This is a genomic window from Eudoraea algarum (genome assembly GCF_050589645.1).
GTDB lineage: Bacteria > Bacteroidota > Bacteroidia > Flavobacteriales > Flavobacteriaceae > JBNGOQ01.
The window spans coordinates 595,326-613,984 of record NZ_JBNGOQ010000002.1; the positions used below are offsets into that span (position 1 = coordinate 595,326).

Consider the following 18,659-nt stretch of genomic DNA (forward strand, 5'->3'; position numbering starts at 1 on the left):
GAAGCGGCAGGCCGCGTTACTTTTTTTACTCAATAGCTTATGTTATAATCTACAGTCCATGCATACGGAACACACCATTACACTACCCGACGGAAGAACCCTGGGCTTTGCCGAATACGGAGACCCCAACGGTTTTCCCGTGTTCTATTTCCATGGGGGGCAGGAAAGCCGTTTGTCCAGTATTTTTATGGACCCCATGGCAAGGGAGCTGCAGCTGAGGATCATAGCTCCCGACCGACCCGGGATTGGACTTTCTTCCTATCAGGAAAACCGGACCTTATTGGATTGGGGCAAGGACATTGCCGCTCTTGCCGACGCCCTGGATATGGCCACGTTCTCCGTTTTTGGCCTATCAGGCGGGGGTCCGCACGTACTGGCCTGTGCCCTGGGCATTCCGGAAAGGATCGCCAAGGCAAGCATTGTTTCTGGAACCGGTCCCCATAACTATCGGGGCAAGTTAAAAGGCGTATGGTTTCCAGTAAAGCTGTTGCATTGGTTTGCAGGGAGCAAAAAGGACAGGAATTTGAGGAAATTCATCGCACAAGAATACAAGACGCTCTATAAAAAACCGCAAAAAAGACTACGACAGCTCCAAAAATTCCTCCCCAAACCTGATCGAATACTGCTTAAGGAAAACCCAGCCTACGGGACCGAATTTATAAAAGGTAGTCAGGAGGCCTACAGACAAGGGATCGAAGGGGTGGTACAGGAATGGAAACTCTATGTGTCCGACTGGGGGTTTGCCCTAAAGGACATCCGAAAACCCGTCGCACTTTGGTACGGCGGCAAGGATAAAATGGCTCCCAAATACAGGGGTATGCACCTGAACAAAATGCTTCCCAATACTACCTTTCACTTATTGCCCAATGAAGGTCACTTTTCATTGCTCAGAAACCATCTGCAGGAGATTTTAGAAGGCTTGAGGCCCCTTCCTTAACCGCTCCTTATTGGAGGTAGGCGTCCTTACTTTCAAAATCGGTCTGGGGTAAGTTTCCGATCTGGACCGAAGTGAAATCATAACTGAAGTGTTCTTCTCCTTGTTGAAAGGTGGCCGTGTCTACCAATTGAATCCCGTTTTGTTCCTCCCATGCCATGAATCGTACCCTTACCCTGCCACCGGGGGTTTCCTCCGGGGTATCAAAGCCCAGGGGCATGTAACTTTCAAAATCGTAATAAAACAACATCCGTCGGTTTAGCATATCGGTGAATTCCAAGACAAAGGCCGTATGTCCTTCAAATTCTTCAAAACCCACAAATTTGGGCTGGCTAAATCGGTCTTCCGGCCGTAGGCTCAGCCAATGCAGTTCATGCCCTTGAACAAAAAGTTTGGTAGCATCGTCCGGGGACTCATTAAGCTTTTGGGTGATCCGGTTATAGGTCCAGGATGTGTTCTCCCCGTATTTGAGGACCACATGGCCCTCACCGTAACGTTGTTCCATCCGAGCATCCGATTTGGAGGAAAACACTAAGGTGGTAAATGGTCTTTCCGGACCTTGACAATCGGCAAGCGCACGAATGGTAGTGCTATCGGGGAGCGTTCCAGTGACCGTCCTTGCTTTCTCCAAGATCAGGGGCGCCGTGGCGGCGGGAGCAGCCTCCGTATTGGCACTGCTAACGATTTTCCATTCGCCGTCCAACTTTTTAAGCACACTTTGCCAGGAGACCACCCAGAACATGGGTTTTTTGGATAAATATCCGCGAACGACAACCGCCCCTGCATAGGTGGCCAACGAACCATCATCGGAAATCTCTATGATCGGTTCCTGTTGGGGCGATAGCTCCAGGAACTCCATTTGATCCAAATAGTCCTGAGTGCCCGCAATGATATCGGCCTTGAGCCTTTTGCGGATTCCCCCGTCCCGGATATCGTACCAACTGTCCGTATTGGGCGCATAGAACTGTACCGCATCCTTTTTAAAATGCGCCTCATCAATGCTGGCAATAAGCGACTTGATCTTTTCCTTTTCGGCCTCCTTGTCCACTTTGGGCTGGCAGGAAATGAAAACAAGCGCCAAAAAAAAGACACTTCCCTTTTTTATCATCTTTTTTTATTAGGGCATTGACTTCTTCTCCAAGTAGAAACTCTTGTTTACAATATACCAGCGATCCTTGAATTTCTGTAGCGTCATAAAATCGTGGAATATTTTCACGTCGTCTTCGATTTTAAGTCGGGCAATTGCGGTATGGCCACCCACATCAATACTTACAATTTCATTGGTACGCTTTAGGGGTTCTCCCGGTTTCATTTTTGAAAAGAACTCCCGGGCGTTTACCTGCTTAAAGCTGCCCTCCTTTTGGTCGGCAATGGTCATAATGGCATCTTCGTGGAACGCTTTCTTGAGCGTATCGAAATCGCGGTTCATGGAGCCTTCCATGTAATAGTTTAGAGCAACCGTAATGGCTTCTTTATCAGCATCGGAGGTTATCGTAAACGCAAAAGCCAAAAGGGCGATACATAGTGTTTTCATGATGGAATTGTTTTAGGTTTATGAGTGTTGAACAATTAGTTCTATTGATAGTTCAAAGTGATTATGGTCCATTTGAAACAGGGTAAGTACCTTACTTGGTCGCCACCAAGACCCACATCTTTTTGTTCTTTTCATGGTTCCAAACCCCCAGATCTTTAACTTCCTTGCTTATCGTAAAGCCCGCCGCCTTCAGTTCCTTTTTCACGTAGCCCATGGATAGCGTATGGGCACCGGTCTGCTGTTCCCTACTCTTGCCCTTCATCTGCTGTTTCAGCTTTTCGAGCAGCACGATACGTCCACCGGCCTTGAGTGAGGCCTTAATATGGGTTAGGATGGTCATATAGTCGTCCATTTCGTGATAGGTGTCTATAACAAAGACTACATCGAGCTTATTTTTTGGAAGTTGTGGATTATCGTAATCGCCAAGGACCACCTCTACATTGTTCAGTTTTCTTTTCTTGAGGTTTTCCTTGAGGTTATTGAGCCGATCTTGTCTTACATCAACCGCATAGACCTGGCCTTCCTCCCCTACTTTTTTGGAAAGGCGTATACTCAGGTAACCTTCATGACAACCCACATCGGCAACGGTATCACCATTCCCAATTTCGGCCAACTGGAAAATTTGTGGCAGCCGCATCCACTGGTCTCGATCCTCCCAATCGTTCTCCTTGTATTGGGCGGTGGCGCCTAAATGGATCAGTAAGGCCAACCCCAGGGACAAAAGACTATAGGTTCCCTTCATGAGCTTAAATTAGTAAAATTGCCCATAGGGTTTCCTTAAAGTTCTCTTAAACTATTCCCGCAGCCCCTGTCCTTCTATCCAGGGCGCACCGGCAGCCTTAAGGTCCTGCTCCAATTTAGGAAGCACATCGTTGACCAGGGTCTTGAGTTCCCCTTTGATTCCCGCCAGTTGTTTTTGTGCCCTGCTCAGGGCCGCCTTGTGGTTTGCCGTGGGTCCATAAGTGGTGGAACTAAGTGCTACCTGGCCAATGAAATTCCCGCTGCCTGGCGTAGGCTTGGAACGTTCCCCAATTTCCCCTTTGGTCTTATCCCCATCCAGTTCTTTTTCAAGGGCAAGGAGCTGTTGTCGTGCACTGTGGATCCGATCCGAAAGTGCCGTGGTAGGGTTGGTGGATTTATCGAGCGCCCTTTTCATTGCGCCTACTAACAGCAGTCGCTTGGAGACCACGGAATTTGCCGCACTCAACTCTTGCTGAAAGGCCTGATAGGTCTCCCTGAACTGATCGATCTCGGCATAGGAAGCCCCTTTGAGCGCTCCTTCTGCCAGTGGAACTACCTTAAAGGCCTGCGGCCCTGCCAAGGGAGTCACCTTGCCATCTACCCGCTTGGACAAACTCACTGTATAATCTCCGGGTGTTGCATAAACGGTACTTCCAAAAAAGTCGTCCCCGGCTTTTTTCACCTTCAGGGGTTCCCCGCTCCTGTCCGGATAATTCAGTTTCCAACTCACCCGGTTGAACCCTTTTTTATTGGTCCCCGCTACCGTATTCACTACGGTACCCTCACTATTGCGGATGGTGAGCAACAGCCTAATGGAGTCTTGCTGTGTTTCGGTCTCCAAGGCCTCCCATCCAGGGAAGGGAACGGCGCTTTTTTGTTCCTTCAGTTTCTTCTCCTTTTCCTGCCGTACTTCTTTGAGCGATTTCAGTTTTTCTGGAAGAAAATAAGTGAACACGGCCCCAAAGGGCGGGTTTTTGGCTTTGTAATCGTTGTCGCCCTGCCCATAGATACCATCGTTTTCCACGTACCAATAGGCCTTTTTTACAGGAAAGAGGGTGGCATCGCCACTTTGCTGTTGTGCACTGAATTCACGTATGGGGGTGATATCGTCCAGCACATAGAACCCTCTTCCAAAAGAAGCTGCCACCAGGTCATTTTCCCTACGCTGTATGGTGATATCCCTAAAGGAAATGGTGGGCAGGCCACCCTTTAGTTGGATCCAATTGCTCCCACCATCGGGCGTGAAATAGATACCAAATTCCGTGGCGGCAAACAAGAGTTCCTTTTTTACATGATCCTGTACCAAGCGCCATGTAAGCAGGCGTTTGGGCAAGTTGCCATTGATCAGGTTCCAGGTCCTGCCCATGTCCGTACTCTTAATTAAATACGGCTTAAAATCACCGTACTTGTGATTGTCCAACGCGGCATACACCGTCCCGGCATCAAAAAGATCGGCACGGATATCGTTCACAAAAGCGGTAGCGGGGATTCCCTTGATGCTACCTGCTTCTACCCTTCTCCAGGAAGTACCGCCATCTTCCGTTACCTGAATAATGCCATCATCGGTACCGGCATAGATCAGGCCTTCTTGCTTCGGTGATTCCGAGAGGGAAGTTATGGTATTGTACACCGACATGGCTCCCACGTCCCAGGCGTTGTCCCAACTCTGTTGTTGGCCCATAATAGGAAGGCTTATACGTTCCTGATTTCGTGTGAGGTCCTGGGAAATAGCTGTCCAGGCATCTCCCCTGTTTTCGGATTTCCAGACCCGGTAGGAAGCAAAATACAAACGCGTTGGATTATGTGGGCTTACCAAAATCGGCGCATCCCAGTTAAAGCGTTCATAGGGTTCCCCTTCGCCAGGTTGTGGTTGTATAAAGACCGTTTCCCCGGTGGTCTGATCGATCCGCCAGAGCCAACCTTGTTGGAATTCCCCGTAGGTGATGTCCGGATTGCCTGGTTCTACGGCCGACTGGTGACCATCTGCACCCAGGGTAATCCACCAATCTGCGTTTCGTATACCGTCCTCGTTGCGTGTCCGCGACGGCCCTCCATGGGAACCGTTATCCTGGGTGCCTCCATAAATGTTATAGAACGGGGTGGTGTCGTCCACAGCCACCTTGTAGTATTGGGTTAGCGGTAGGTTGGATACATAGCGCCATTTTTGTGTCAGGTCAAAACTCTCGTACAATCCCCCATCGGTACCGAAGAGCACATAGTTGGGGTCCGATTTTTTAAAGGCCATGGCATGGCTGTCCACATGCTTGTTTTTTTCGTTCATAAACCGAAAGGTCTTTCCATGGTCATCCGATATTTGCACCGTATTACTCATCAGGTACAACTTGCCCTCCTGGTGTGGGGATGCGTACAATTCTTGGTAGTAGTGGGGCCCCGTGCCCCCAGATACGGCATCGGACTGTTTCTTCCAGGAAGCGCCCTGGTTTGCAGACATGAATACCCCGCCTTTTTTTCGGTCCAGTTCAATGGCCGCATAAACAACATTTGGGTCAAAGGGGGACAGGGCCAACCCTATTTTACCCAGATTTGATTTGGGGATACCTTCGGTCAGTTTTGTCCAAGTTTCCCCACCATCGGTACTCTTGTGGATACCAGATTCGGGTCCTCCACCCATATACGCGGCAACGGTCCTATGCCGATCCCAAGTGGCCGCATATAAAACGTCGGGGTTCCTGGGGTCCATAAGCAGATCGGTTACCCCAGTCCATTGATTGTTCCCTAGGGTTTTTTTCCAGCTAGTTCCCCCGTCCGTAGACTTGTAAAGGCCCCGCTGATCCCCGGAACTCCATAAAGGGCCCTGGGCAGCCACCCACAGGATGTTGGAATTTTCGGGATGTACCAAAATTTTGGAAATATGTTCGGATTGTTTTAGGCCCATATTCTTCCAGGTCTTCCCATCATCGTGACTTACATATACCCCGTCCCCGAAGCCCACATGACGGCCGCCAACGTTTTCACCTGTACCCACCCAGATAGTCCTGGGGTTACTCGGGTCAAGCGTAATACAGCCTATGGAATAGCTGGCCTCTTTGTCAAATATCGGTTTCCATGTGGTACCCGCATTCACAGTCTTCCAAACGCCGCCTGAACCTACCGCTACGTACCAAACATTCTCATTATCCGGATGAATTGCGATATCTGCGATTCTTCCAGAAGTAAGGGCCGGGCCCAAATTTCTGAACTCCAGACCTTCAAAGGTCTTAGAGGTCAATTTTTGGGCATTCATGGTTGTTGCCATGCCCAAGATCCAAAAAAATACAATTGCTGTCTTTAGAAATTTATTCATTAGTCGCTTAAATTAAAGGGTTTTGATCTACTGGTTCTTGTGAAAGCAAGATATGAATTTCGTAAATATTTTCGGGACAATCAGCTATTGAATTTGAAGGAATAATCGTATGCGCCGTTTGTCGTTCCCTTTGTGCGTTTCATTGGATTTAAGCATCTAAATACCAATGATTTTCATATCTTATTCCCTGCAAAATCTATGAAAATGAAAAAGATACTCCCCCTATGGCTCGTTTTGGTGTCCATAAGCCTAGGTGCACAGGTAAAACCCGTAAAAGTGACTACCGAGGACCTTAAAAACCGTTTGGCCTTTTATGCGACCAACGAAACAGAGCAGGATTATGACGTGCAAATAACCATCAGTGGCACCAATTTTAGGCAGAGTGCCGCACGCCCTCGATGGATACGTGTTCCGGCAGCCTCCAAGGTGCACCTGAAAACCATTATTCTGTTCCGTGATAAACGCCCTTCCTATACCTATGACCTGGTCGTGAACGACAGCCTGTCGCGCAGGGCCTTGCGAAAAGAGTTTAAACCGATTAAAATAAAGCCCAAAAAACAGATTACACTTTATATAACCGACAAATGCGTTGGTTGTGATAGCCTGGTGATACCATTGACCGAAAGCAAGTATATCTTTAGGACCTATACCCTAAGTGAACACCCCGAGGTAAAGGACCAACTAAAAAGGGCTTTTGCCCAACCCCTGGATTCCATCGCCACGCCCATCGTGAATCTTGGGGGACGTTTGTTTACCAGAATAGAGAATTACGCCCAGTTGCTGGAGGAATTGAACAAGGAATAAAAGAAGAAGCCGTTCAAAAAACGGCTAAGACAAGGTAGTTCCCTTGGGCCTTAGTTATTTTTTGAACGGCTTTTGTATGGTCAACGGGAGGTACGTACTACCCTTTCTTTTTTTTGCTTTTGGTTTTCGTTTTTTTTGCACTTCGCTTAGCCTTAGCGGAGGTTTTCTTGGCCTTGGATTTCTTGCTAGTCGATTTTCCGGTTTTCACGCTTCGCTTACCATCGGCACTTTTGCTTACGCTAATCGCTTTTTTGTTGCCGTTCGGATCTTTTTTTACGGCAACGGTCTTGCGGCTCCCGTCCGCTTTTTCAACAGAGGCCACTCGTTTTTTGGTACCGTCCGCCTTGTTTACTCCGGCAATTTTCTTGGTAGTGCCATCGGCCTTTTGCACGCCGGCGGCCCGGTACTTGTCCCCATCGGCTTGGTTGACCCCGGCTACCCCATGGCGCTTACCCGTTTGGACGGTGCCGGTGGTCCTGAAGGCATAGGACCGCTGTGGGTACTTTCTACCATAATCGTTCCGCCTTGTTCGGGTATGAATATGAACGGCGGTAACACTTTTGCGAACATGTACCCGATGAAAACTATGGCGCCTGTTGATGTGCACATGCACATGCTTGTGATAGGTATGCAGGCCAAAAGGGCTCCAGAACCTATAGAAACGCGGGTAATGCCCCCAGTAGAACACGGAACGATAGGGCCTGTAGTAGGGTCTCCAGAACAGCACGAAAATCACCGGCCGGCGTACGTATACGGGCTCTATGATATAGTTGGGGCCGTAGAGGTATACATCGCCCACCACCTGTACCTGGGTGGCTCCATCCTCGTCCTTTTCCACCTCTATAGTGGCTACATCCTGATAAAGGTCCTCCCCTACCACGGCTTGCAAGGCTACGAGATGGGTACCCTCTTCGACAGTTTCGACGACCCTGAGGTAATCTACCTGAAAATCTCCGTTGAGGTCCAGATTGGAAATCTGGGTCTTTGGGTCGTTCAATCGTTTTTCAAAATCTTCCAGGTCCTTAGCATCCCCAAATAGGGAAGCAACCGCTTCAAGATCCAAATGATCACCAATGCTTTCGTTCGTTGCACTTACCGTGGTCACATCCTGCGCGATAAGGAAAGTGTTGCTTAAGAATACCATTGCCAGGGCCATGGGTATTCCAAATCCAGTTTGCTTGTTCATAGTATTATTTTTTAGGGCTTTGGGATTTTGACACCCCTCGCTATCAAAGGTTTAGCCAAGCTATTAACGAATTGTTAAAGTGAATAGTATTACCGATGAACAGTATACGACGAACGGTAAGGGCCAATAAGGCATTGAAAGTGGTAATTTCAGGTGTATGGGAGAACTAGTCCCTGTGCTGATCTGAACCTTGTGAAACGAAAACGAGTAGTTTTTCCGCGGCGTTCACCATATTTTTTTTAAACACCTTCTTGACCAGCAGGGCAATCATCAATTTCTTCCGCAGCGATCTTGCTTCCCAATATACCTCTATCCGAAGCTTGCAATTTTCGCCTTCCAGGGGTGTCAAAATGTAGAATTGGTACAGTTTGTCTACCGGCGGGGGACTCATGGTGAGTTCACCATAGACTAGCTGTCCGGGTTCCACTTCCTTGCTGACCGTCACAAAATTCAGGTGTTTCCCATTGATCACACAAATATGCTCGGTGCCCAAACGAGTGACCTCGTTTTCGTTGTATTCAAATTTGTCTACCCCTTTCACCCAGTGGTGCCGATAGGTATAGTTGGTAATATATTCCATAAGCCGCTGTGCGGAGATTGGATATTCCCTTTCATGGCTCAAGTTGGGCGGACTATCAAAATTTATTTTTTTTGGCTGTTCAAAAGCCCGTAAGTTTAGTTTTTTTTGATCGATAATAGAATAGATATAGGCTACTTCCCTATCGTCATAGGTATCCTTTCCCTGCTCAAAACGGAATACTTTGCTAAAGTAATATTTGGACAGTTCTATGGTGGTGGCGAGTTCTTTGCTGATAAGGATATAGTGCTCGCTGTCCACGGAATTTTTAAGTAAACGATGCGCCTCAATGACCTGCTCTCCAAAAGGTTTGCGATTGCCCTGTACCTCTATATGTTGCAGCTCGCCACAGTGCGCTATGATCTTTAATTCCAGGTTGGGTGCCGTTGCACAGGCGTTGCACGGACAAATGCGATTCTTCTCCAACATTTTTAAATGACTGTAAAAAGCCGTGAACATCAGTTCTATTTGGGCCAACAGGTTTTCTTGGGAGGGAATTTCGTCCTCCTTGTAGAAAAAAAGGGCATCCCCTTCAATTTCGGCTAGTTTTAGTTCCTGGGTGTTGGCTCCGATCAACACTTCCAACAATTCGGAAATCACATGCTGACTGTGTTCTACCTCGGTGGTCTGGATAAATTTGGTATAACCGGAAATATCTGGAATAAAGAGTAGTGATTTTGGCATACTATAAAGGTCGTTAACGGAAAGTTACACTTTCATAATAAATTCTTAAAACTCGCGACTTTAAGTTGGGTATCACAAATTTTTGAGGTATTCTGGGACGCCTGCGTAGGTTTGCGTAACATTTTTTAACTTCATTCTTCTAATTGGGAACTGGATCCACTATGCGTAAAAAGCAATTCCTTATCGCTATCACGGTTTATGCCCTGACCTGGGTACTGGTACTGGGACTTTTTCTTATAAGGGTCCTAGGAAACGACACGTCATTTTCTGAAGCCATTCATTTTTTTCTGGATCTGTTGGCCTACCGAAATTTTCAAATAGTCGTACATCTCATTTTCCTGGGTATATATCTCCTTTTTTTAGTCTTAAGGTATTTTCACCGCACCTATAGAAAAAAGGGCCTTGTCGTGATGGCCAGACAGTTTGGCCTACGGTTTTTAGCTCCGATGCTGGGTCTGGGCCTTATTTTTAAACTCTTGGTCTTCGCCAATAGTAACGAGGCCTATACCTACCAATGGGATTATTCGGTGGAAAACGGAAGCGGAAGGGCCACAGATTTGTACAGCGCTGATGAAAAACATCGGGGAATGAGTGTTTTTGGCTGGCGCGATGTGGACGAAAGCGCCATAGACGCCTTGATCAAAAACAACATTGAATGGGTGGCGTTAACGCCCTTCTTCTATCAAAAAAGCGAAGAAACCCCTACCATGGGAATTCCTGAGAAAATTGGCATATGGTCCAGAAGGGATTCGGTCTTTCTAAAAACCATTAAACGTTTGCACGCTAAAGGGCTGCGGGTGCAATTGAAGCCCCATTTGTGGATGGACGAAGGCTGGCGTTCCAATATACGTATGCCTTCCCAGACCGCGTGGAGAACCTGGTTTGAATCCTATCGAAAGAATATGGTGCACTATGCGATGCTGGCGCAACATACCGGCGTAGAACTATTTTGTGTTGGAACCGAATTAAAGTCCTCCTTAAAAAATCAGCCCGAGCAATGGCGTTCCCTAGTCCGGGAAATCAAAAGTATATACAAGGGTAAACTGACCTATGCGGCCAATTGGGACGGCGAATATCGGTTAATCGATTTTTGGGGCGAACTGGACTATATCGGCATCCAAGCCTATTTTCCACTGACCAAGCATAAGAATCCGGATTTGGAAGCCATCAAAAAAGGGTGGGACCGGCATTTGAGCAGTCTTGCCACGCTTTCAAAAGAACACAGGAAGCCCATTTTATTTACAGAAGTAGGGTATAAAAGTGAAGCATCGTCCACGATAAAACCCTGGGAATGGGGTTCGGCTTTCAGTGTACTGTACCATCAAAAATCGGATAGGACCCAGCAGTTGGCCTTTGAGGCCTTGTTTGAAAAGCTGTGGGAACAGGAGTGGTTCCGGGGCACTTATATCTGGCAATGGGACACTAGAACCTCTCCCGATAGTACCTTTGAACGCATGGATTTCTCTCCCCGCTACAAACCGGCCGAGAACACCATTGCAAAGTGGTATGGTAGTGGACCTATAGACTAGTCCTTCTGAGCTTCCAGTTGCTCTAGCAGCGCCTTGAATCCGAGTGCGACACCGTTGGTCCAGCCAAATCCGTCCTGGGTTTCGTATTCCCCGCCCCCTGAGAGTAGGCTAATATCTTCCACATTGTACTTTTCCATCATCTTCCCGGTGTTTTCATATACTTTTTCATTGAGGGCCAGCCAACGCTGCATAATTTCCTTGGCCTCTTCCTCGTAGCCATAGTTCAAAAGACCCTTGACGGCAATCCATTGTAGCGGCGCCCAACCGTTGGGGGCATCCCATTGCTGCCCCGAATGCTTTAAGGTGGTGACCAGTCCGCCATCCTTCAGAAAATCGGCCATTAACCGATCTTTGACCGCCTGTGCCTGTTCTGGACTGGCCAGCTTGAAGAAAAGCGGGAAAGCTCCGGCCAGCGTCAACTCGTCTGTAGTGTTTTTAAGCTTTAGGTCATAGTCCATAAAGAACTGTAGATCATTATCCCACAGGTATTCTTGAATTGTTTTTTTTCGCACTTCGGCCTTCTTCATAAAACGGTCCTTATTTTCGGTATCTCCCTGGATGCCATACGCTTCGGCCAGTGTAATTTCCGTAAAATACAGGAGACTGTTTAGGTCTACAGGAACGATGGTGGTGGTGGTGGTGGAACCAAATTCGCCATCGACGGCAAACCAGCGACTGCTATAATCCCAGCCCGAAGCGGCCCCTGCCCTTAAATTGGCATACAAATTGGCCTTTTCGGCCTCGGTACCCAGGTCGCTCGCCAAATGAATATCTTCTTTGAATGCCTCCTGTCTCGGTGTATTTTCCCTGTCCCAATAGCGGTTTAAATGGCCTCCTTCCAAATATACCACATGGTTTTTCGCGTTAAAGGGTGCTTGGGCCTCCGCTGCCCCGGCCATCCAAAATTCGTATTCTTTCAGGAGCTGTGGGTGATATTTGGAAAGCACAGATCGGTCCTTGCGTGCAAGGGCATCCACCATCAACGTATAGAAAGGGGGTTGCGAACGGGAAAGGAAATAATCGCGTGTGCCGTTGGGAATAAATCCGATGGTATCTATCAGATAACTAAAATTATCCACCATTTGGGTGGCAAGCTTTTCCTCACCATCTACCAACAGCCCTTCCATGGTAAAATAACTGTCCCAATAGTAAATCTCCTGAAACCGGCCACCTGGTACCACGTACGCATAGGGCAATGCCAAACGGGAGGAATGGGGAATAACGGAATCCGGCCCTCGGGTAAGCTTGCTCCAAATACTACTGATATGTTCATACATGGTTTTTGTGGTATCGGTGGCGAAGGAGAGCGTTGCCATCGATTGGTCACTAAACTGTTCCTCCACAAAGGTCTTAAGATCAAAACCGGGTTTATCCTTCTGTTGCTCATAGAGGGCGATCAGGGAGCCATACGGTTGTTTAGGTACCAAATCCACCAGGGTTTTGGAATCAGGAAAGACGGCTTGGAGCTGTATGTCCTCAAAAAGTTGGGTCTTGTAAAAGTCGACTTCGGCCGTGGATTCGGGTTCCGTGCGACAAGCAAGAGTCAGAAGAAAAAGAAAAAAGAAGGAAAGTCGTAAACGGTGCATAGGATACTGTTTTGCCCAAAAGTAAGAACAAAATTTTAACTTACCCCCTATCCTTTAGTCGGTACACAAATTTGAGTCCGCTCCAATCCTGGTCAATAGCGCAGACCTTAACATCTACCAGACCATTGGCCAGTAGATATTCGCGGATGGGGTTCTCGGAAAGGTCGTTGGGTATTTTGGAGCTGCCCTTGGGCCAGCTCACCCAGAGCATCCCGTTTTTCTTTAGAAGGGGTTTTAGGGCGAGTGCCCGTTTTTCAAATGCTGATTTTTGGGTGCAAAAAAGGTGGATAAAATCGACCGTTTCCATACCGGGAGATTCAAGTACCTGTACTTCCGGTAAATCAGGTAATAGCTTGAAATAGTGCTCGGGGATGTTTTCAAAGTATACCACATGTCCTATTTTAATTCCCAATTTCTTGACCAGTGGCGTTCCCGAATATCCAGATGTTTTCATGGTCTTTTTAAATCGTTGTTTTACTGGCCCTAGTCCACTTCAAATGCATAGTTTGTGCTCACCGGCCTGCCATCCCTGGTCATGCCCTCCAATTTAACCCAGAAGGTTCCCCTGCGGTCCCCGGTATAAAAACTGATCGGACGTTGGTTCTTTCCATTGACGTACATATTGGGTTCCCAGTAGAGCGTGGTCCTTTGATCCGGTTTGCGATGCTCCGGCTTTGGTGTTCTGTAATTCGGAGTATAAAACTCCCTGGCCTTGTAGAACCCTGCCATGCTGAAATTGGTAATGCCCGGATAGCGCTCCTGCTCAAATCTAAAACGCAGTCCGCGGTCCGTATAGACCGCGATGACGCCATTTGCAGCCCGGACGCCGTAAATGGAAGCCTCGGCGCCCGTAAGCACATCAACAAACAGTACACCAAAGGTTTGCATTCCCTGAATCACATCCTGCGGCACTTGAATGCCGTCTAAAAGGTACATGGGCTCTATGGACAGATTGATGCTATTGATACCTCCACGGATCTTTACGACTTGATTGGGGTAGCGCCCTTCCACCTCCACTCCAGGTATCATCCGCAATACGTCCATTACACTTGCCCTTTCCGCTCCCGGGAAGGAATCTATAAACATCCGGTTCCTTGCCTTTCCATGAAGGGTCAACGAATTTATCTCTTCGTTTATGATCTCGGCCCTTGTTTTTTTCTTCTCCTTCACCACCGCTTCATCGAGCTGTATGACATCCGGATCATAGGTAAAATTGCCTGTAGTGCCGTTATCGGCCTGCTGCGTAGCCCGTGCATACGGAAGAGGGAATTTAGCCTTCCGGATACTTTTTGAAACTATCTTGGGCAATACGGGATCTACAATAATGGCAATGTCCTTCTCCTTCCCCTTCTTTCGGGCAAAGGGATCAATAGCGTCCAAGACCACCTTAATACTGTCCTGAAAGCTGAAGGGGCCAAAACTGAATTTCCCCTGGGCATTGGTGTTCTTTTTTTCCTGATATACCCCTTCATCAAAAATACCAAGGGTGACCACGGCCGGCTTTACTTTATAGGAATTCTTAAAAGCTGTAGTCTTTCCACTTATCATTAGTCCCTTTTCTGGAGGAAAAAGCAGCTTTTTGCTCACCTTTTGTTGTACCAATTCCTTCCATACAAACCGTCGCCATCCATGGGTCAACATAAGGGCATTCAACAACTCCTTACGTTCGGCAGAAGGGGCTCTAAAAAAATAGCCAGGATCCTGAACTGTTGCGCCAAGATCGGAATCCAACAGCAACCAACTTTTTATGTTCGGTACGGCAGTTCCATTGACGATGGAATCGTTCCGTGACGACACGCTGATGGAAAAATTGCCTGCCAAGGGCTTTTCATTGCTGTCCTTTAGCCTTAAGTTTAGGAAAACTCTATCGCGCTGTACATAGCTATCCTTATAGGAAAGCACGGAGAGTTTTGCATCGTTTTTGGGTTGATCAATAAAGACAAGCCGTTCACAAACGGGTTCTCCCAGCGCTGTGAACAAAGTAAAATGTGCCACGCCGTCATCCAGTCTATCGGTAAGGAGTTTTATGGTGTAGGTGTCTTTTTCTTCTGATTTGCCAATGTGTTTGAAGAAAAGATTACCCCGGAGGTGCCCCAGAAGCATGGTGCCCACAAGACCATTCACAGTGTTCGCTTTTATATCCAGCAGCAGATGGTCTCCCTTATTCTCTATGTGAAGCACATACCCTGAAGGCATGATTTCCGGTAGTTCAAAAGTCTTCCCCCTCCCATTGATGTCTACAGTAGCATGGTAGGTTGTATTGGAATTGGGTATAAAACCAACGGTTCCCAGACCAAACTCCTTAGTGGTGAATTCCGCTACGGGTTTATTTTCTTGATCCCGTATATACCCCCTAATCGCAACCCCATTGCCCTGGGCGCCCGTAATTTTGACTCCCAGAGTGTTGGTCATACCGGCCACAAGATGGCCTCCCTCAGGGAAAAAGGAGACTGCAAGTTGTTCTATGGTCGTGCCGATTGTTGTATCCCTCGTGACAGTTACACCAGATGCATCATAGGTTGCGGGAGGGCCAGGGCGTATGGGAATGGCAATCGGCAGTTGTTTTTGAAAAAAAACAGGGTCTTCATTGTTCAGCATATACTTGGTATAGGCACGTAGCAGGTAGTTTCCTGCTGCTATCTGTTCCCCGAGTTCCATTTCCCCGCCGACGCCCAGCGAATCTGCATACACTATGCGTTGCTCTACGACACGGTCCAAGCTATCCAGTAACTCTACATAAATCACATTACTCTTATTGCTTGCCCTATGGGTAATGCCATCTACCAAGTAGGTACTGAACCAAATGGTTTCTCCTCTAGTATAAAAGTCCTTATCTGTATGCAGGTATACCTTTTCAGGACTTTCTTTAGTGGCATAGATGGTAAGCCTCCCCAAAATTTGGTCGAACAGTCCACTTTGTTGCATAGGGATATGAAATCCAAGGAGCCCCATTAGGGAACCGAAGATCAAAAGCTTTTTAGTGGTGTTTTTCATTGAGCAGCATAGGTTGCTCTATAAATTTATGGGGAATTTCGGAATTTGCAATACACAAGGGAAAGATAATGGGGCGAAAACTGTTTTAAGCCTCCCGGAAAAGGTCTTTTGAATCGATTTCTGAAAAATAAGGAATACGGCCCTTGCCGGTGGTTCCAATAATAAAGCCCCGATCGTAAGACCAGGGCTTTTGTTACAAGGGAGCTTAATCCATTCATAAGCTGTTAGGTATTGGGTCCCCATATCAAAACCCAAATACCTGGCAGGCGGTCATTTCTTTTTCACAAGCACATCTTCTTCCCAAACACCTTTTACTATGGTTCCATCGGTCTCCCATAAGGTACCCTTACCATTTCGTTTGTTGTTTTTCCACTTGCCACTAAATTTTGCCCCATTTTTCCAGTGCATGGTGCCTTTTCCGCTCCTTTCATTGTTTTTGAAAGCCCCTTCGTAATAATCGCCATTGTCCCAGGTGTACGTGCCTTTTCCCGATATGACGTTTCTAGAAAGGTCTCCGGAATAGGTGTGGGTATCGAACCAACGAATGTTGCCCTTTACCAAACCACCATTGGTTATTTCCACATCGTAGTTGGAACCTTCCGAAACAAATTTGTACCAGCCGTTGGCCAAAGCTTCAATTCCGGGCACCGAAATCGTGTTCAAATCCTGGGCATGAAGACCTAAAACGCCAAGGGTCAGACAGGCGAATAAAATACTTCTTCTCATTATTTTTTTAAAAGTAGTCGGTCCAAACGCCAATGCTTACAATAGGGTATTGCATTTTAATGGTTGGTGTATAAAAAAAGACTGTCCGAACAGCATCTACGCACTTCTCGGATAGCCTCTTTATTCCAAACGGACCTATCATTATTCCCCTTCTTCCAACTCCCGGATAATATCCTCCGCGGAATGGGTAATATGCTGGTAACATGTATATCCCCAACGTGCAAATAGAAAGAGGAAAATCAACATAAGGGGTATGTACCACGACCAAATTTGACCTTCCAAAAGCATATCCTTGTTTCGGAATACCTTCCCAAAGACCGGCAGGCTCACCAAGGTTAGCACAAAACCCAAATAAATGCCGATACGTTGCATGAGCAGCAGTTGGTTTTTTGCCTTGGTATATCTCAAAAGGGTTTCTGTGTAATTGCTGTTCGTAATGTTGATGCGTTTTATCTGGCTCAATGACCTCAGCACCAATACTGGCATGATCAAAAGGATGAGCAAGGTGAAAATACCGCTTAGTATCAGGTACCAGTTATCCAGTCGATTAAAGTGGAGAAGGATGTAGATGGCCATGGCAAAACATACCACCGCTCCGATACTTTCATAGGTTGAAACCTTACCGAACTTATTGGAGTACCGCTGTTGCGTCATTTTTAGAATGATTTCGTTTGTCAATTTTTTTTGTTTGTCCAGTTCCGTGGTCATTTGAGACCACACTGCTTGCATTTCTTCTAGCTCCATAGTTTAATTTTTTACCAGTTGTTCTTTTAATTTTTGTTTTATGCGGGAAATCCGCGTACCTACATTACTTGGGGAAAGCCCTGTAATTTCCGCTATCTCCTCGTATTTTTTTCCTTCCAACAACAAGAGCATAATTCCCTTTTCCAGTAAATTCAATTGTTTTATATGGCTGTAAACCAGTTTTAAGCGCTCTTCAAATTCATAATCATAACATTCGGTTTCCTGTAATACTACACGGTCTATGGACACGGAATGTCCGCCACGCTTACTTTTCTTTAATCGTGTCAATGCGGTGTTCAGCGCTATGCGGTACATCCAGGTACTTACCTTGGATTCCTTACGAAACCCTGGAAAGGCCTTCCAAAGTTGATATACAATATCCTGGTACAGGTCTTGCTGGTCCGTTTTATTGTCCGTATAAATCGTGGTAATCTTAAAAATAACGCCTTCGTTCTGCTTTATGACGCGAACAAATTCCTCTTCCTTCCCCATATTTTGGTTTTGGTTCGCCCTATTAGTGTACACACTTAAAAAAAAATCACACTGTTTTCGTAAAAAGAGCGAGGAACTAAAGTACAATGGTAAATCTAAGAAGTCAACAAGGGCACACCAGGCTGGAGAACAACATTTTGGAGTGCTTTGCGTTTTGTAAGTACCTTAAACCTGTACCCATGCAATATTTATCAAAGGAAATCGCCCAATTGGCCAAAAAGAATCCAGATCGCTCTTTGATTGCGCCACAAAACTCCTGTGGCATATTCCAGGACTATGGACCCCATGACCCGGACAGCTCCGAAAAAAAGTAGATGCCCGGGGAATTAAACCCATCAACGTATTTTCCCATCATGGAAGGCAGCGCGTTTCCATGACTTGCCATCCTTGACCCATACATTGGTCGTACGGTATTCATTTTCTCGATAGGCTCCCATATTGGTGCTTTGCACGCTTATTTTTGAGGTCACCACGCCGACCTCACCGAAGAGCGTTAGCTGTACATCCAACATTTCGTACTGATGAATGGTAAGCGTACCATTTTTGATTTCCGATTCCCTTTTCTCCAAATATGCCAACCAATCCGTTTTTCCGATAGGCTTGCCATTTCCGTTCGTGTGCTGGTAGTTTTCCGTTACCATACTTTCCAATGCCATCAGATTACTTTCCTTAAATGCGGTGTTAAATTGGTCCACACGCTCCAAAAGCGCTCTTTCGGCTTCCAGGGTATTTTCCTTTTTGCAGGCGCCGGTAGAGGCAAACCATAGGAGTGACAAAAGAATACCAATAGGTTTCAAATAGGTGTGTTTGTTCATAGGTTCCAG

17 protein-coding genes are annotated in these 18,659 nt (G+C 46.8%); 4 read left to right on the plus strand and 13 right to left on the minus strand.

Features of this window, described 5'->3' with window-relative positions; translation table 11 throughout:
- Positions 1-58 precede the first annotated feature (58 nt).
- Positions 59-937, plus strand: coding sequence for an alpha/beta fold hydrolase (locus ACRD67_RS09075; RefSeq protein WP_430966815.1), 879 nt, complete (start codon positions 59-61; stop codon positions 935-937).
- A 7-nt stretch (positions 938-944) separates the two neighbouring features.
- Here ACRD67_RS09075 and ACRD67_RS09080 read toward each other — a convergent pair whose 3' ends face one another.
- The 4 genes from ACRD67_RS09080 to ACRD67_RS09095 form a co-directional block, all read right to left on the minus strand.
- Positions 945-2,042 (minus strand): hypothetical protein, encoded by a 1,098-nt coding sequence (locus ACRD67_RS09080; RefSeq protein WP_430966816.1) that lies wholly within the window; start codon positions 2,040-2,042, stop codon positions 945-947.
- Between the two features lie 9 nt (positions 2,043-2,051).
- Positions 2,052-2,468 (minus strand): nuclear transport factor 2 family protein, encoded by a 417-nt coding sequence (locus ACRD67_RS09085; protein WP_430966817.1) that lies wholly within the window; start codon positions 2,466-2,468, stop codon positions 2,052-2,054.
- A 91-nt stretch (positions 2,469-2,559) separates the two neighbouring features.
- Positions 2,560-3,210, minus strand: a complete 651-nt coding sequence (locus ACRD67_RS09090; RefSeq protein ID WP_430966818.1) for a class I SAM-dependent methyltransferase — start codon at positions 3,208-3,210, stop codon at positions 2,560-2,562.
- A 51-nt stretch (positions 3,211-3,261) separates the two neighbouring features.
- Positions 3,262-6,513, minus strand: coding sequence for a WD40/YVTN/BNR-like repeat-containing protein (locus ACRD67_RS09095; protein WP_430966819.1), 3,252 nt, complete (start codon positions 6,511-6,513; stop codon positions 3,262-3,264).
- Between the two features lie 204 nt (positions 6,514-6,717).
- Here ACRD67_RS09095 and ACRD67_RS09100 point away from each other — a divergent pair, with 204 nt between their 5' ends.
- Positions 6,718-7,317, plus strand: a complete 600-nt coding sequence (locus ACRD67_RS09100) for a hypothetical protein (protein ID WP_430966820.1) — start codon at positions 6,718-6,720, stop codon at positions 7,315-7,317.
- Positions 7,318-7,414: 97 nt separating this feature from the next.
- On the opposite strand, the gene ACRD67_RS09105 is transcribed toward ACRD67_RS09100, so the two are convergent.
- Positions 7,415-8,503, minus strand: coding sequence for a hypothetical protein (locus ACRD67_RS09105; RefSeq protein ID WP_430966821.1), 1,089 nt, complete (start codon positions 8,501-8,503; stop codon positions 7,415-7,417).
- A 166-nt stretch (positions 8,504-8,669) separates the two neighbouring features.
- Positions 8,670-9,764, minus strand: a complete 1,095-nt coding sequence (locus tag ACRD67_RS09110; protein ID WP_430966822.1) for a DUF2652 domain-containing protein — start codon at positions 9,762-9,764, stop codon at positions 8,670-8,672.
- A 161-nt stretch (positions 9,765-9,925) separates the two neighbouring features.
- Between ACRD67_RS09110 and ACRD67_RS09115 the strand changes: the two genes are divergently transcribed.
- The gene (locus ACRD67_RS09115) at positions 9,926-11,293 is read left to right on the plus strand and encodes a glycoside hydrolase family 113 (protein ID WP_430966823.1); all 1,368 of its coding nucleotides are present in this window, start codon (positions 9,926-9,928) and stop codon (positions 11,291-11,293) included.
- Here ACRD67_RS09115 and treF read toward each other — a convergent pair.
- From treF to ACRD67_RS09145, 6 genes are all read right to left on the minus strand, one after another.
- Positions 11,290-12,879, minus strand: coding sequence for an alpha,alpha-trehalase TreF (gene treF / locus ACRD67_RS09120; RefSeq protein ID WP_430966824.1), 1,590 nt, complete (start codon positions 12,877-12,879; stop codon positions 11,290-11,292). The two genes, ACRD67_RS09115 and treF, sit on opposite strands and share 4 nt — an antisense overlap.
- Positions 12,880-12,919: 40 nt before the next feature.
- Positions 12,920-13,333 (minus strand): DUF3052 domain-containing protein, encoded by a 414-nt coding sequence (locus ACRD67_RS09125; RefSeq protein WP_430966825.1) that lies wholly within the window; start codon positions 13,331-13,333, stop codon positions 12,920-12,922.
- Between the two features lie 29 nt (positions 13,334-13,362).
- Positions 13,363-15,873: a TonB-dependent receptor plug domain-containing protein gene (locus ACRD67_RS09130; protein ID WP_430966826.1), complete on the minus strand. Its 2,511-nt coding sequence runs from the start codon at positions 15,871-15,873 to the stop codon at positions 13,363-13,365.
- Between the two features lie 270 nt (positions 15,874-16,143).
- The gene (locus ACRD67_RS09135; RefSeq protein WP_430966827.1) at positions 16,144-16,599 is read right to left on the minus strand and encodes an MORN repeat-containing protein; all 456 of its coding nucleotides are present in this window, start codon (positions 16,597-16,599) and stop codon (positions 16,144-16,146) included.
- A gap of 141 nt (positions 16,600-16,740) precedes the next feature.
- A complete protein-coding gene (locus tag ACRD67_RS09140; protein ID WP_430966828.1) occupies positions 16,741-17,343 on the minus strand; it encodes a hypothetical protein in 603 nt (200 codons plus the stop codon).
- Positions 17,344-17,346: 3 nt separating this feature from the next.
- A complete protein-coding gene (locus ACRD67_RS09145; protein ID WP_430966829.1) occupies positions 17,347-17,835 on the minus strand; it encodes an RNA polymerase sigma factor in 489 nt (162 codons plus the stop codon).
- Between the two features lie 179 nt (positions 17,836-18,014).
- On the opposite strand from ACRD67_RS09145, the gene ACRD67_RS09150 reads away from it, so the two are divergent.
- Positions 18,015-18,149: a hypothetical protein gene (locus ACRD67_RS09150; RefSeq protein ID WP_430966830.1), complete on the plus strand. Its 135-nt coding sequence runs from the start codon at positions 18,015-18,017 to the stop codon at positions 18,147-18,149.
- Between the two features lie 21 nt (positions 18,150-18,170).
- On the opposite strand, the gene ACRD67_RS09155 is transcribed toward ACRD67_RS09150, so the two are convergent.
- Positions 18,171-18,650: a nuclear transport factor 2 family protein gene (locus ACRD67_RS09155; RefSeq protein ID WP_430966831.1), complete on the minus strand. Its 480-nt coding sequence runs from the start codon at positions 18,648-18,650 to the stop codon at positions 18,171-18,173.
- Positions 18,651-18,659: the final 9 nt, after the last annotated feature.

Coding starts and splice junctions, on each gene's coding strand:
- ACRD67_RS09080 (WP_430966816.1), bottom strand. CDS start 2,042: ATGATAAAAAAGGGAAGTGTCTTTTTTTTGGCGCTTGTTTTCATTTCC.
- ACRD67_RS09150 (WP_430966830.1), top strand. CDS start 18,015: ATGCAATATTTATCAAAGGAAATCGCCCAATTGGCCAAAAAGAATCCA.
- ACRD67_RS09140 (WP_430966828.1), bottom strand. CDS start 17,343: ATGGAGCTAGAAGAAATGCAAGCAGTGTGGTCTCAAATGACCACGGAA.
- ACRD67_RS09105 (WP_430966821.1), bottom strand. CDS start 8,503: ATGAACAAGCAAACTGGATTTGGAATACCCATGGCCCTGGCAATGGTA.
- ACRD67_RS09115 (WP_430966823.1), top strand. CDS start 9,926: ATGCGTAAAAAGCAATTCCTTATCGCTATCACGGTTTATGCCCTGACC.
- ACRD67_RS09155 (WP_430966831.1), bottom strand. CDS start 18,650: ATGAACAAACACACCTATTTGAAACCTATTGGTATTCTTTTGTCACTC.
- treF (WP_430966824.1), bottom strand. CDS start 12,879: ATGCACCGTTTACGACTTTCCTTCTTTTTTCTTTTTCTTCTGACTCTT.
- ACRD67_RS09135 (WP_430966827.1), bottom strand. CDS start 16,599: ATGAGAAGAAGTATTTTATTCGCCTGTCTGACCCTTGGCGTTTTAGGT.
- ACRD67_RS09125 (WP_430966825.1), bottom strand. CDS start 13,333: ATGAAAACATCTGGATATTCGGGAACGCCACTGGTCAAGAAATTGGGA.
- ACRD67_RS09145 (WP_430966829.1), bottom strand. CDS start 17,835: ATGGGGAAGGAAGAGGAATTTGTTCGCGTCATAAAGCAGAACGAAGGC.
- ACRD67_RS09100 (WP_430966820.1), top strand. CDS start 6,718: ATGAAAAAGATACTCCCCCTATGGCTCGTTTTGGTGTCCATAAGCCTA.
- ACRD67_RS09130 (WP_430966826.1), bottom strand. CDS start 15,873: ATGAAAAACACCACTAAAAAGCTTTTGATCTTCGGTTCCCTAATGGGG.
- ACRD67_RS09085 (WP_430966817.1), bottom strand. CDS start 2,468: ATGAAAACACTATGTATCGCCCTTTTGGCTTTTGCGTTTACGATAACC.
- ACRD67_RS09090 (WP_430966818.1), bottom strand. CDS start 3,210: ATGAAGGGAACCTATAGTCTTTTGTCCCTGGGGTTGGCCTTACTGATC.
- ACRD67_RS09095 (WP_430966819.1), bottom strand. CDS start 6,513: ATGAATAAATTTCTAAAGACAGCAATTGTATTTTTTTGGATCTTGGGC.
- ACRD67_RS09075 (WP_430966815.1), top strand. CDS start 59: ATGCATACGGAACACACCATTACACTACCCGACGGAAGAACCCTGGGC.
- ACRD67_RS09110 (WP_430966822.1), bottom strand. CDS start 9,764: ATGCCAAAATCACTACTCTTTATTCCAGATATTTCCGGTTATACCAAA.